Source organism: Thermosynechococcus sp. M3746_W2019_013 (genome assembly GCF_015296045.1).
Classification (GTDB): Bacteria; Cyanobacteriota; Cyanobacteriia; order Thermosynechococcales; family Thermosynechococcaceae; genus Thermosynechococcus.
Window position 1 is genome coordinate 1 of sequence record NZ_DVDW01000004.1, and the last position, 12,932, is coordinate 12,932.

Consider the following 12,932-nt stretch of genomic DNA (forward strand, 5'->3'; position numbering starts at 1 on the left):
CGAGGATGTCAAACCATCCCCGTTCTGCTGGCGCTCGTCCAATCGCGATCGTCATGGAATTAAATCCTCTTGCAGATATAGATGCCAGATTTAGAACCTTACAGTTGCTGGTAGGGCGTTATCAGCTCCTTAAAAACTTAAGAGCGATCGCTCCAGCATCCTGTTAATTTGGCTTCATAAATAAGAAACCCATCCCTCGCTAAGGCTTGAGCTAGTAGGTAGTTTTACCTAGTTGCTGCTGGCGCCCACCAAGGGTAGGTTAAGCACCCCATCAGCATTTGCCGTGGGAGAGCTATATTAACGTGATAGCGGAATTCTTACAAAATATCAAGGTGATTGTTGCCTAGCTTCTCAGGTTTCTCATTTTTGAGCAAGGGTCCCAAATTAGCAAGATTAGCAAGACGGCAGAAAATTGAGGCTTCAACCTAAACAGAACACTAGCAGGAAATATTAAGTATTGTAACACTGCTGGCAGTGGTTACTGCTCCAGAGGTCTTGAGCGATCGCCCCCAAACCAGAAACAGAGGAATAGCTATCCTGATAAGATTAGGAGAGGTGCAGGATAGTCTTTGCCAACATGAGAAAAGGAGGCCCGCCATGGCGACTGAACGACGGGTGGCACGGGTAGCAGAATTAATCAAGCGGGAAGTCAGCCAGTTGTTAATGTATGAAATCCGCGATGAGCGCGTGGGAGCAGGCATGGTCAGTGTCACCGCTGTGGAAGTTTCCGGTGATTTGCAGCACGCCAAGATTTTCGTCAGTATCTACAGCACTGATGAGGTACGGCGCTCAACGATGGCGGGATTGAAAGCGGCTTCGGGCTTTGTGCGGCGGGAATTGGGGCAGCGCATTCGCCTGCGGCGGACACCTGAGGTTGTGTTTATTGAGGATCGATCGCTCGAACGGGGCAGTCGCGTTCTTTCGCTGCTCAATCAAATTGGGCAACAGCAGAGTACCTCAGAAGCCCCAGCGTCTTAAGTGCGGCCTGGTCTTGTGGGAACGGATGCAGTAAGATAGTGCCTCGGCAGCAGGGAGGAGCTTTTGCTGCGCTGGGGCGGTGCCAGTAGGGTTTTCAGGATCACGAAGGCCGCAATGCCAATTAAGAAGTAACCAAAGCCCTGCTGAAGTCGCTTGGCAGAAATGCGATGGCTGAGATAACTCCCGACAACAGAACCACCAGCGGCTGCCAAGGTTAGTGTCAGGGTCAAGCGCGGATCCAAGGTAACAGTGCCCAGGTAGCCCCAAACCGCCGCCACCGAATTAATAGTAATAATCAGCAGTGAGGTCCCGATTGCCTGCCGTATTGGAATTTTTCCCAATAAAACAAGGGCGGGCACAATGGCAAACCCCCCACCAACCCCCACCAACCCCGTTAGAACACCCACACCTAGGCCTTCAGTGGGTAGCCACAGCCAACAGTACTTACATACTGGGGGGGCATAAAGCTGGCTTTCAAGGGAACTTTCCGGCGGGGTTAGTTCAGGGGCAGGGGGACGCTGTTGCCGCCGAATCATTAAAATAGCCGCTACCATCATGGCAACGGCAAAGAGTAGGAGTTGCACCGTATCGGTAATCCAGGGCAAGGCTGCCAGGCGTGCTCCCAGGTAAGCACCCACCATGGTTGCCGAGCCAAAAATCAAAGTTAGACGCAGGTTGACGTAGCCGCGCCGCCACTGGGGGATCACCGCCAATAAGCTGACACTGCCGACAATCACAAGTGTCATCGGAATCGCGACTTTGGTTTCAATGCCCATGACATAGACCAGTACTGGCAGGGCAAGGACAGAACCGCCGCCCCCCAATAGACCCAGACTCAAGCCGATGGCGATCGCTAGACCATGCCCTATCCAGTAGCTCAGCATGTGCTATTTCACCTAGGGACGATTGAAGGGCAGCAGTACCAATACCCGCCCTAGGGCACAAATACCGGTGATACCGGCAAAGAGCAAACCAGCACCGACAAAGCCCGACAGGAAGAAGAATGCCGGATTGACGGTAAAGCCTAAGATCACGCCGGTGAGAATCAGGCTGCCAGCCACAATTTGCACCTGCCGCATCAGGCTAATGGGGGCACTAGCCGCACCCTTGACCGGATAGCCCCCCTGTTTCCAGCGTTGAATGCCCCCTTCAAGGTTTTTCAGGTTTTTCCAGCCTCGACGGGCAAGGGTTTCGTAGGCCATGCCCGAGCGCCGGCCCGATTCACAGTAGAGCACCACAGGAGTGTTAGAGCTACAGGGGGGTTCAAGTTCCTTGACATTCGCCAAGGGACAGAGCAGCGCCCCCGGAATATGGGCACTGTTGTATTCGCTTGGCTCACGCACATCAATCAGCAGTACCTGTTGTCGTTGCAGGGCCTCGTGGAGTTCAGCCGCGGAAATGAGAGGAGACTCAGTCGTTGTTGTAGTCATCGTCGTTGGTTCTCAAGTAGTTACTTAGGGTTAGCTAACAAGACGGGAGCGATCAGGAATCAAAGAGCTAAACGGCAGCGGCAACCATGCCACACTGTTGGTTAGCGGGCACCGCTTCCATGATTTTCTTGGGATCGGGCAGGTTCAGATTGGCCATGAATTCAATGAACTGCTGGCGATCGCGACCGACAAAGCGAGGATTAAAACGTTTTTCCTCACCAATGGTGGAAACAGTGTGACCGCGATAGTCATGGCCGGGATAGACCAAGGTAGTGTCTGGGAGTGTAAAGAGCCGCTGTGTTACCGCATCATACATCGCACCCGCATCACCACTTTGGAAGTCAGTGCGCCCACAGCCACGGATAAAGAGAGAATCCCCCGTCAGCAGGTGGGTGCCATTCACCAAAAAGGCCATGTGGCTATCGGTATGCCCCAAGGTGGCGATCGCCTGAATCGGGATGCTACCGACGTGAATCACTTCACCGTCTTTAATATAGCCATCGGCACAATCCACATGGGCATTTTCAGGTACCAGGGTTTTGCAGCCCGTGCGTTCGCGGACTTTGCCCGCTCCGGTAATGTGGTCGGCGTGGACATGGGTTTCGAGGCAATAGCGCAGTTTCAATCCCAATTGCTCAATTAACTGCACATCGCGATCCACCTGCTCAAGGACGCTATCGACCAAAGCGGCCTCACCCGTGGCTTCATCGGCAATTAGGTAAGAATAGGTCCAAGTGTCATAGTCAAAGAGTTGGCGAAACAGCATAGCGGACTCCTTTATTGGGGTAAAGCGTGAGGGGACTCGTTTAGCCTAAAAACTAGACTTAAAGATTAAAGACTAGACTTAAAACGGTAACTACTTCAGTCTAGTTGATCTAAACATAATTTTATAACCATTGAGTAAACAAATGTCAAATCCCCCCCGTCCCCATTTTTTCAAGGGGAACCCATCTTAGGATAAAAGAAAGTGGTTTCAGAGCACTGGGGATGTCCACACTACAGCAAATGACGCCTTGGCAGCGGGTAACGGAGGAGCTAACAGCCATTGTCGGCAAGGGCAGCATCATCAATGACGCAGCCGCAGCCCTTGTGTATGAATGCGATGGCCTCTCCATGTATCGGCAGCGGCCAAAGTTAGTGGTGTTACCAGAAACCACTCCCCAAGTCTCCGCCATCCTCAAAGTGTGCGATCGCTATCGGATTCCCTTTGTTGCCCGTGGCTCAGGGACGGGGCTCTCCGGAGGTGCTTTGCCCCACAGTGAGGGGATTCTCATCGTCACTTCTCGCATGAACCAGATTTTAGAGATTGATCTGACCAATCAGCAGGTGGTGGTGCAGCCGGGGGTTATTAATGCATGGGTGACCCAAGCCGTCGCCGATCAGGGCTTTTACTACGCCCCCGATCCCTCCAGTCAAATTATTTGCTCCATTGGTGGCAACGTGGCCGAAAACTCTGGGGGCGTTCACTGCCTAAAGTATGGTGTGACCACAAACCACGTCCTAGGCCTCACAGTGGTTTTGCCGAATGGGAAAATTGTCGAATTGGGTGGGGCTGCCCCCGAAATGCCCGGCTACGATCTCATGGGGGTTTTCGTTGGCTCTGAAGGCACTCTCGGTATTGCCACGGAAATTCGGCTGCGGATTCTCAAACAGGCGGAGGCGATCGCTGTGCTACTAGCAGACTTCACCACAATTGAAGCAGCAGGGGAAACCGTTTCTGCCATTATCCGAGCGGGGATCATTCCTGCGGGCATGGAAATTATGGACAACCTCAGTATCAACGCCGTTGAAGATGTGGTGGCCACCAATTGCTACCCCCGTGATGCTGGCGCTGTGCTGCTAGTGGAAGTGGATGGCCTAGACGTCGAAGTGCCCATTTTGCAGGAGCGCGTGATGCGCATTTGCTATGAACAGGGGGCACGCCATGTGACGGTTGCCACCGAGGCCGAAGATCGCCTCCGCCTTTGGAAGGGTCGCAAAGCTGCCTTTGCCGCTGCGGGTCGCCTGAGTCCCAACTATTTTGTCCAAGATGGGGTCATTCCCCGCAGTCAACTGGCCACTGTCCTGAGGGAAATTGAACAGCTCAGCCGCCGCAGTGGTTATCGCATTGCCAATGTTTTCCACGCGGGGGATGGTAATCTGCATCCCTTGATTCTCTATGATCAAGCGGTCCCCGGCGCCCTTGCGGAGGTGGAGGCCTTGGGGGGCGAAATTCTCAAACTCTGTGTACGCTTGGGGGGCAGTATCTCTGGAGAACACGGCATTGGCAGTGATAAAGCCTGCTTTATGAGCGAAATGTTTAGCCCAGCAGACCTAGACACGATGCAGCAGGTGCGTGCCGCCTTTGATCCAAAACGTCTGGCCAACCCCGAAAAGGTCTTTCCGACACCGCGAACCTGTGGTGAAGCCGCTCATCAACTTCAAGACTTTCCCAACATTGAGGCATTTTAATGCGTACAAAAATTCCAGTTACGATTATCACCGGTTTTCTCGGCAGTGGTAAGACGACTCTCATTCGGCAGTTACTTCAGAATGCAGCGGGCAGGCGCATTGCCGTGATTGTGAATGAGTTTGGCGATGTCGGTATTGATGGCGAGTTGTTACAGGCCTGTTGCGATCGCACAGCGGGCATCTGGGAACTCACCAATGGCTGTCTGTGTTGTACGGTGCAGGAGGAATTCTTGCCAACGATGCAGACCCTCTTGGCGCGGCGGCAGGAGATTGATCACATTGTCATTGAAACGTCGGGACTAGCATTGCCCAAGCCCTTAGTCATGGCCTTCCGGTGGCCGGAGGTGCGCCATGCCGCCACCGTTGATGGCGTCGTAACCGTTGTGGATGGTGTTGCTTTGGCAGCGGGCCAAGTGAGTGCAGATTTAGAGGCGCTCTTTGCCCAGAAAGATGCGGATCCCAGTTTGCAGCATGAAGATACGCCCCTTGAGGAACTCTTTAACGATCAACTGGCCTGTGCTGACTTGGTTATCCTCAACAAGGCAGATCAACTGACCCTCGATCAGGTACAGCAATGCCTGAGGGAACTCCGCCAGCAACTCCCGCCCCGGATTAAGCTTCTGGCAGCTCAGCAAGGACAGGTGCCCGCAGATCTTTTGCTGGGATTTAATGCAGCGGTGGAGGAGAACTTGGGCCAGCGACCTAGCCACCATGACGTTGAGGAGGAGCATGATCACGACGCAGAGATTCAAGCGGTTTGTTTAGAGTTGGGGGCTTGGGATCTGCAACGCCTACGTGAATCCCTGGAGCGATTGCTGCAAGTACCCGACATTTATCGCGTCAAGGGCTTTGCAGCCATTGAGGGCAAGCCGATGCGTCTGGTGGTACAGGGGGTCGGTCAGCGGTTAGACGTGTTTTACGATCGCCTGTGGCAAGCGGCAGAGTCACGTCAAACCCGCCTTGTGGTGATCGGTCGTCAGTTGGATCAAAAGACGTTGCTATCCTACTTTGCCTAGGAGAATATGGCTAGCCTCAAGGATGTCATTGACGGCCAACTGCGCCAACTCTTGGGTAGCAGTGGAACCTGGTTCATTGATGTCGGCGATCGCTACTTCAGCATCTGGATTGAATCCACCAACCTTGATCTCAATCGCCTAGCCACTTGGGGTAAGACCTTCTGGCAGCAGTGGCAGCGGGGCAATTTCCTGCTCTTTGTGGCAGAACCCCATCAGCCTTTTCCCTATTGGTGGAAATCGTGGTCTGTTGCCTCAGCCCTACCGCAGTCAACTCAGATAGGTGAAACTGTTGCCAGCGATCGCTTTATCATCTGTGGCTTGGGCAGTTTAGGTCAGTTTTGTATTCAAAGCTTGCACCGGTTTGCCGGTGAGCATTTGGCTCTCGAAATTTGCGCCATTGACCGCCACGCCAACATTGAGTGGGAAATTCCCCAGTTGACAGAGTTGCTCAGTGAGCCTGTGATCATTGGTGATTGTCGGCAAGAGGCGATTCTTAAAACCGCTCGTATTGATCGCTGCCGCACACTACTGGCGGTGACGAGTGATGAGGCTACCAATATTGCCACGGCGATTGTGGCTCGGCGCTTAAATCCAAATGTCCACCTTGTGGTGCGCTCTAGTCGTGATAATCTCAACGCACTTCTCAAGAAAAAGTTGGGGAACTTTTTGGCGCTCAATCCCACCGAACTGCCGGCACCGGCCTTTGCCCTTGCAGCGCTTGAGGAGAATATCCTTGCTGTGTTTACGATTGAGGGGCAACAGTTTCGGGTCTTGCAACACACCATTACCGCCGATAGTCCCCTAGTGGGCACGCCTGCCCACCACTGGCAGCGCCGTCATCAACGCCTGATTAGTATCCGCACCTGCCATTCCCAGTCCTCGATTTTCCAGCCGACTCGCCCCCACCGTCTCTTTAACCATTGGCCGCCGGATTTGTGCTTTCAGGCGGGCGATCGCCCCATTTGGATTGAACGGGTACAGAGGGTGACCCCATCGCCGATGTCAGAGCCGCATCCGCTTCAGCAACTACTTCAGTGGGTACGGCAATTTCCTGAGCAGGTACAACGATTTTGGCAGTGGATCCATCGCGATCGCTCCCGCGAATTGATCTTCAATGGCCTTTGGATTGGCAGTAGTCTGTGGCTGTTGACTGCTATCCTGCTGCGCTACAACGTCCCCAAGCTAACGTGGCAAAAGGCCTTTGCTGCCGGGTTTATTCTCTTGCTGGGGGGCTTTGGTGATGTCTTTGGTGGGCTAGACAACGATCCGGTTCCTCCTTGGCTGTTGGTGGTCTGTATTTTGGTGGCGATCGTGAGTCTCCTCTTTATTGTCGGCATCTTGGGACTTTTGGCAGAAAAACTGCTGCAAGCGCGGTTTGACTTTCTTAAGAAACGTCCTCCCCTGCCTGCAGCGGATCACATCATTGTGGTTGGGCTAGATCGCATTGGTCAGCAGGTCGTGCAGCTTCTACGCGCCTTCCGTCAGCCCCTGGTCCTACTGGTGGACAACCCAGAGCAGACCCAGCTTTTTGAAGACCTGCCGATGCTCCTTGGCAACATTCCAGAAAAGCTCCCCCAAGCCCATCTGGAAACCGCCAAAAGTGTGGTTCTCACCACCGCCGATGAAATGTTGAACCTAGAGGCAGCCCTAATTGCCCGCCAAGCCACGGAACAGCGCGAGTCCCCCATTGGGTTGGTCATTGGTATTTACAATCCCACCCTCACCAACGATCTGCAAGATCTCCTACCCCGTGCCCGTCCTCTTTGTGCCTATGCCCTTGCTGCCGAAGCCTTTGCTGGTGCTGCCTTTGGGGAAACGATGTTGGGTTTGTTTCAAATTGATCAGCAGACGGTACTGATTGCCGACTACACCGTTGCCGCTGGAGATACCCTTGAGGGCAAGTTGATTGGGGAGGTGGCCTATGGTTATGCAGTCATTCCCATTTTTTACAATCGCCATCAGCAGTTTCTGGGCGGTGAAACCAGTCATCAGTTTTTGCCCAGTGACACGCTGCAACTTACGGCGGGCGATCGCCTGATTGTTTTAGCGACGATTGATGGCCTACGGCGCATTGAACAGGGCAAAATGGCGCCCCGACGGCTCTGGCGGCTTTGGGTCGGTCATCCGCGCATCGCGGAAGCGGCCCTAGAAATTGGGAATCTGATCACCAAGATCACGGGTCTGCCCCTACTGCGATCGCGCACCTTTATCCAGCAACTGCCTGCTGCAATCACCCTTGAACTCTACGAACCCCAAGCCTTTCGCCTCGGTCAACAACTACAGGCCCTAGCCCCCGTGCGCCTCTTTCCCTTGGCAGATCAAGAAAAGGGGTAGGTAGAAATCGGCCTCATCTATAGCTCTGCATTAGCGAAGAGATTGAAAGATCAAATGAATTAATTTTGGTATTGTGACATAGAGTGCCGGTCTCATTATTTAGGTCCATAAATGTTCTGCCTAAATCAAGGTAAAAACATTTACAAAAATCTATTAATTTTTTACCGCAACTGCTGGCAGGGGGCAGGGCTAATGTGTCCCTTTTGTTAAGGAAGCCTTCTTTGTTCCTCCTGAGTTCAAAAGTGATCACCAAACTACGGTGGTTGGGGTTTTGTGCTCCGCCTTTACGCCCTAGTTTCTGACCCTCTTATTGAGAGGGGATGGGATTGCGGCCCGGGGATGGTCGTCGCCCCTAGCTTTTTTGATATCTTTGGGAATTCTAGTCCTCAGGCTAAGATAGTGACTAGTTATCATCCATCAATCTAGGCTGTTCCCATGAGCGGTAACCATGAGCACCATCTACTCAACATCGAGGATGAAACAGGTAAGCGCACAATCCCTTTGGATGCAGCAACCTACTCCATTGGCCGCGATGTCACCAATGCGATTGTCATCCATGGTCACGGTGTCTCACGGCAACACGCCTTGCTGCTGCGGATTCCCTCACCAAATGGCTATCGCTATCGCGTGGTGGATGGTAATGCTGAGGGTAAGCCCAGTGCCAACGGTCTCCTCGTGAATGGCCAGCGAGTGCAAAGCCATGAGCTAAAAGATGGAGATGAAATTAACTTTGGTGGATCCGTCAAGGCGCACTACGCCACCGTGTCGATGGGGGATGCGGAGTTTGTCAAATATTTGAAGAGCGTCAACTATCACAGTATTAAGGCAGTGCCCATGACCGCAACGATTACCCAAGCAGAGGAAGGTGCAGAGGATAAACAATCAGAAGAAGAAACGAAATTTAATGCCACTCCCCCCCCACCGCCATCCAATGCTCCCCCAGCGTCGGCTCCGACACCCAAATCCGCTTCCCCTTTGCTGCCTATTGTTGCCGGGATGGTCATTGTGCTTGCGATCGCGGGAATTGGCGTTGTGATCATGAACCGACCCCCTGCCCCCCAACCGCAGCCCCCTACGCAAACGCAGTGATGGCCTCTTCCAAAAACTTAGCTCCTGCTTTGAACTCAACCTGGCAACCGCAACCCACCGCCGACGGCTCTTTTACATTTTTTTCTTCGGAGTTTGGCGAAACATTCCATAGCCTTAGGGGAGCGCGTCAAGAAGCCTTTGAAAAGTTTGCGATCGCCACCGCTCTGCCCCGCAAAGCCCAAGCCTCTCATCTGCGGCTTTTGGACATCTGCTATGGTTTGGGCTACAACACTGCCGCTGCCTTAGAGGTCATTTGGCAGCACAATCCCACCTGTCAGGTCACGATCATTGGCCTAGAGCTAGATGTGGGCGTTGCCCAAGCAGCTTTAGCGGTGATGCCCCCTTGGCCAGCATCGGTTCAAGAGATTCTTGAGGGATTGGCTCAGCAACAGCGGGTGAGCATCCCACGGTGTGAGGCACGACTTTTAATTGGGGATGCCCGCCAAACGATTCAAGACCTTGTTTGCCAAGGATTCCAAGCAGATGCGATTTTTCTCGATCCCTTTTCACCCCAGCGCTGTCCGCAACTGTGGACGGTAGAGTTTCTCAGCTTAGTGGCTCAGTGTTTGGCACCGGCGGGGCATCTGGCCACCTATTGTCGTGCGGCTGCCGTTCGTTCTGCTTTGCAGGAGGCGGGTTTACACCTTGGGACACTGCCAATTGTTGCCCCCCGGCACAGCCATGAATGGGCACAGGGAACTGTGGCTCGCTGGCAACCAGATCAACTCATTCCCCTGTCGCTGATGGAACAGGAACATTTGCAAACCCGTGCGGGTATTCCCTACCGCGATCCCCACCTGCGGGATAGTGCCCAGACGATTCGATGGCGCCGCCAAGTGGAGCAGCAAACTGCTAACCGTGAGTCTACAAGTCGTTGGCGACACCGCTGGGGCATTACCTAGGGTGGGTATAGGCCACCTTGAGACTCCACAGCAGCAGCCACAACGTCATCCCAGAAATCAATGCTCCCCACAGCCAATAGGGAAGCCAGAGGTACCGTTGAAGAAGCCCGGTATCGGAAAGCTGGGGCCCCGCAATGGCATAGGTAAAAAGGTAGTCCACCTGCTGAAACGTGCTAATACAGGCCTGAACCCCAAGGAACTGAATTGAAATCCCCTTGAGCCAGCGATTCCCGCGATAGGCCACCAGCAGAATGGCAATCGCCACCAATGTCATGAAGACAATGCCAAACAGCGATCGCACCCACAGCAGCAGCGAGACTAGGATCATCATCCCTAGGGCTTTGAGACAAAGGTCTGTGGCACGATGGGAGCGGCTCGACAAAATAAAGAGACTGCCAGCGATCGCGGGTCCCAGTGGCCCACCAATGGCGACGAAGCCATGTCCTAAATTTCCCAGTAGCACCTCGCCCCCATAGCGCGCAAATCCTGAACCATTGGGATAGATGACCAATTCCCGAAAGTAGCCCCCCAACAGAATCGCCGTGAGACCATGCCCCATCTCGTGGAACCATGTGGCCAAGATTGTAAAGGGGTAGAGCAGATAGTTCCCCAAGGGAATCTGCCAAAGAAGAATTGTGGCCAGGGCAGCGATCGCCAGCAGCAATGCCGAACGGGGTTGCTCACTGGCTGAAACCTCCAGCGGCGGGGATTTGGGCTCTGGACGAAAGCCAAACATACGGCCCTAGCATTGCTTACCGCTTTGGTGCCAAAAACATGATCATATTGCGCCCTTCTTGCTTTGGTGCCTGCTGCACTTCGGCCACCGCTTGCAGGTCATTGGCCATACGGTTGAGGAGCTCTTCTGCCAAGTGGGAGTGCTGAATTTCTCGGCCTCGGAATGTCACCGTAGCCTTGACCTTGTCCCCGGCTTTGAGGAAACGCTCCGCGCGGTTGATGCAAACATTGTAATCGTGTTCTTCGATTTTGTAGCGCATCTTCACCTCCTTGACATCGGAGGTATGCTGCTTTTTGCGAGCTTCACGCGCCTTCTTTTCCTGTTCAAAGCGAAACTTGCCGTAGTCAATAATTTTGCAAACGGGTGGATCTGCCTTGTCACTGACAAGAACCAGATCAAGCTCCTTTTCGCGGGCGATCGCGATCGCCTCTTGGGACGACATAATCCCCAATTGGGAACCATCAGTATCCACCACCCGCACCCGCGGAAAACGGATGCGCTCATTAATCATCGGTTGTTCTTGCTGCGTTTTCTTGGTAAGAGCCACTGGTACCTGTACTGTCGTTGATAAAGGTTGGTGCAAGGATTGTCCTAGCCTCTAAGGTAGACCAGAAATGACCCCCTGCCCCTTGCTCTACATCTTAGCGGAGGATTGCCAATAGAAGGTATTCTCTCTGCACCCCAGATATACAAAAACTCATCATTAAAGCAGCACTCGCCATAGGTGCCTTTAGGCTAGACTGAGGGTACTTATTGCCTACGCGGGGTCACATAAGGTCTGAGGTATGGTGCAACGGCAACTGTTCACATCAGCTCTCCTAGGAAGTCTTTGCTTCCTTGCTACCGCCTGTGGTCAACCAAAGGCAAAGGCTCCCCCCCCAGCGGCCCGGGTGAAACTTGCGGCGGTTCAAACGGAAACTCTTTTGCAAACCGCTGTTTACAACGCCTCTTTGCAATCCCGTGAGTCCATCACCCTACAACCCCAAGTTTCGGGTCGAATTGCTCAAATCAATGTTCAAAACGGTCAGTTTGTCAATCAAGGTCAGCCCCTCATCCTCATTGACCCCTCAGAACAGCAAGCCGTTGTTGCCAGCAGTTTAGCCGCAATTCAATCCGCTCAAGCCAATGTAGAGAATGCCCACTCCATCCTCCGCGCCCTTGAAGCCCAGCGACGTGCCAATCTCGCCACTGTAGAGTTCAATCGGATTCAAGCGGAACGCTATACGGCGCTTTTAACGGAAGGGGCTGTTTCCAAGGAACAAGCGCAATCCTTCATCACCAGCTTTCGCACCGCCCAAGCAGCACTCCAACAAACCGAAGCCGATATTCGTGCCCAACAGGCCACCATTGCTCGCTTAGAAAAAGCCCTCCTTGCTGCCCAAGCTAACGCCCAGCAGCAGGCCATTGTCCTAAATTGGTTTCAGGTGCGCGCTCCCTTTAGTGGTGTTGTTGGCAATATTCCCCCCAAAGTAGGGGATTTTGTAACGCCCCAAACTAACCTCCTCACCCTGACCTCAAATCAACCTCTAGAGGTCTATATCCAAGTGCCCATTGAGCAGATCCCCCGCATTCGGCTGGGAACGCCGGTGGAGTTAGTCGATATCAATGGCAGTGTTGTCGGTAGGAGTTCCGTTTTTTTCATTGCCCCCAACACCACCAACAATACCCAAACCATTTTAGTTAAGGCGCTCTACAACAATACTCGGAATAATCTCCGTGCCGATCAACAAATTCAAGCCCGTATTATTCTCGATCAGCAACCGGGGATTCTGGTGCCGACGACGGCCGTCTCCAATCTTGCCGGCCAAAACTTTGTCTTTGTTGCCGAAAAAGACACCGAGGGCAAAATGATTGCCAAACAAAAGCCCATTCAAGTGGGGGCAATCCAAGGGAACAGATATCAAGTTTTTAAAGGCCTCAAACCGGGAGAGGAAATTGTTGTCTCGGGAATTCAGCGCCTGCGCGATGGTGTGCCCATTACTCCTGAGTCTTAAAA

12 protein-coding genes are annotated in these 12,932 nt (G+C 53.2%); 7 read left to right on the forward strand and 5 right to left on the reverse strand.

Annotated features, from left to right (window positions below; translation table 11 throughout):
* Positions 1-597 precede the first annotated feature (597 nt).
* Positions 598-978 (forward strand): 30S ribosome-binding factor RbfA, encoded by a 381-nt coding sequence (rbfA, locus tag IGQ16_RS00465; RefSeq protein WP_024124639.1) that lies wholly within the window; start codon positions 598-600, stop codon positions 976-978.
* Here rbfA and IGQ16_RS00470 read toward each other — a convergent pair.
* From IGQ16_RS00470 to IGQ16_RS00480, 3 genes are all read right to left on the reverse strand, one after another.
* Positions 975-1,862 carry a sulfite exporter TauE/SafE family protein gene (locus IGQ16_RS00470; protein ID WP_297059825.1) on the reverse strand — a complete coding sequence of 296 codons (888 nt, stop codon included), beginning with the start codon at positions 1,860-1,862 and terminating at the stop codon, positions 975-977. The two genes, rbfA and IGQ16_RS00470, sit on opposite strands and share 4 nt — an antisense overlap.
* A 12-nt stretch (positions 1,863-1,874) precedes the next feature.
* On the reverse strand, positions 1,875-2,408 hold the full coding sequence (locus tag IGQ16_RS00475) for a rhodanese-like domain-containing protein (protein ID WP_024124641.1): 534 nt from the start codon (positions 2,406-2,408) through the stop codon (positions 1,875-1,877).
* Between the two features lie 67 nt (positions 2,409-2,475).
* Positions 2,476-3,174, reverse strand: coding sequence for an MBL fold metallo-hydrolase (locus tag IGQ16_RS00480; protein ID WP_024124642.1), 699 nt, complete (start codon positions 3,172-3,174; stop codon positions 2,476-2,478).
* A 221-nt stretch (positions 3,175-3,395) separates the two neighbouring features.
* On the opposite strand from IGQ16_RS00480, the gene IGQ16_RS00485 reads away from it, so the two are divergent.
* The 5 genes from IGQ16_RS00485 to IGQ16_RS00505 all read left to right on the forward strand — a co-directional run bounded on the left by IGQ16_RS00485 (position 3,396) and on the right by IGQ16_RS00505 (position 10,200).
* A complete protein-coding gene (locus tag IGQ16_RS00485) occupies positions 3,396-4,859 on the forward strand; it encodes an FAD-linked oxidase C-terminal domain-containing protein (protein ID WP_297039640.1) in 1,464 nt (487 codons plus the stop codon).
* Positions 4,859-5,875 carry a cobalamin biosynthesis protein CobW gene (gene cobW / locus IGQ16_RS00490; RefSeq protein ID WP_024124644.1) on the forward strand — a complete coding sequence of 339 codons (1,017 nt, stop codon included), beginning with the start codon at positions 4,859-4,861 and terminating at the stop codon, positions 5,873-5,875. The genes IGQ16_RS00485 and cobW overlap by 1 nt, the downstream gene beginning before the upstream one ends.
* A 6-nt stretch (positions 5,876-5,881) precedes the next feature.
* A complete protein-coding gene (locus IGQ16_RS00495) occupies positions 5,882-8,209 on the forward strand; it encodes an NAD-binding protein (protein WP_297059827.1) in 2,328 nt (775 codons plus the stop codon).
* Positions 8,210-8,644: 435 nt separating this feature from the next.
* A complete protein-coding gene (locus tag IGQ16_RS00500; RefSeq protein ID WP_297039634.1) occupies positions 8,645-9,298 on the forward strand; it encodes an FHA domain-containing protein in 654 nt (217 codons plus the stop codon).
* Positions 9,298-10,200, forward strand: coding sequence for a methyltransferase (locus IGQ16_RS00505; RefSeq protein ID WP_024124646.1), 903 nt, complete (start codon positions 9,298-9,300; stop codon positions 10,198-10,200). The genes IGQ16_RS00500 and IGQ16_RS00505 overlap by 1 nt, the downstream gene beginning before the upstream one ends.
* Here the strand turns inward: IGQ16_RS00505 and IGQ16_RS00510 are convergent.
* The gene (locus IGQ16_RS00510; RefSeq protein ID WP_024124647.1) at positions 10,193-10,936 is read right to left on the reverse strand and encodes a M50 family metallopeptidase; all 744 of its coding nucleotides are present in this window, start codon (positions 10,934-10,936) and stop codon (positions 10,193-10,195) included. The two genes, IGQ16_RS00505 and IGQ16_RS00510, sit on opposite strands and share 8 nt — an antisense overlap.
* Before the next feature lie 16 nt (positions 10,937-10,952).
* Positions 10,953-11,447, reverse strand: coding sequence for a translation initiation factor IF-3 (infC, locus tag IGQ16_RS00515; protein ID WP_051372785.1), 495 nt, complete (start codon positions 11,445-11,447; stop codon positions 10,953-10,955).
* Between the two features lie 274 nt (positions 11,448-11,721).
* Here infC and IGQ16_RS00520 point away from each other — a divergent pair, with 274 nt between their 5' ends.
* Positions 11,722-12,930, forward strand: coding sequence for an efflux RND transporter periplasmic adaptor subunit (locus IGQ16_RS00520; protein ID WP_297059830.1), 1,209 nt, complete (start codon positions 11,722-11,724; stop codon positions 12,928-12,930).
* Positions 12,931-12,932: the final 2 nt, after the last annotated feature.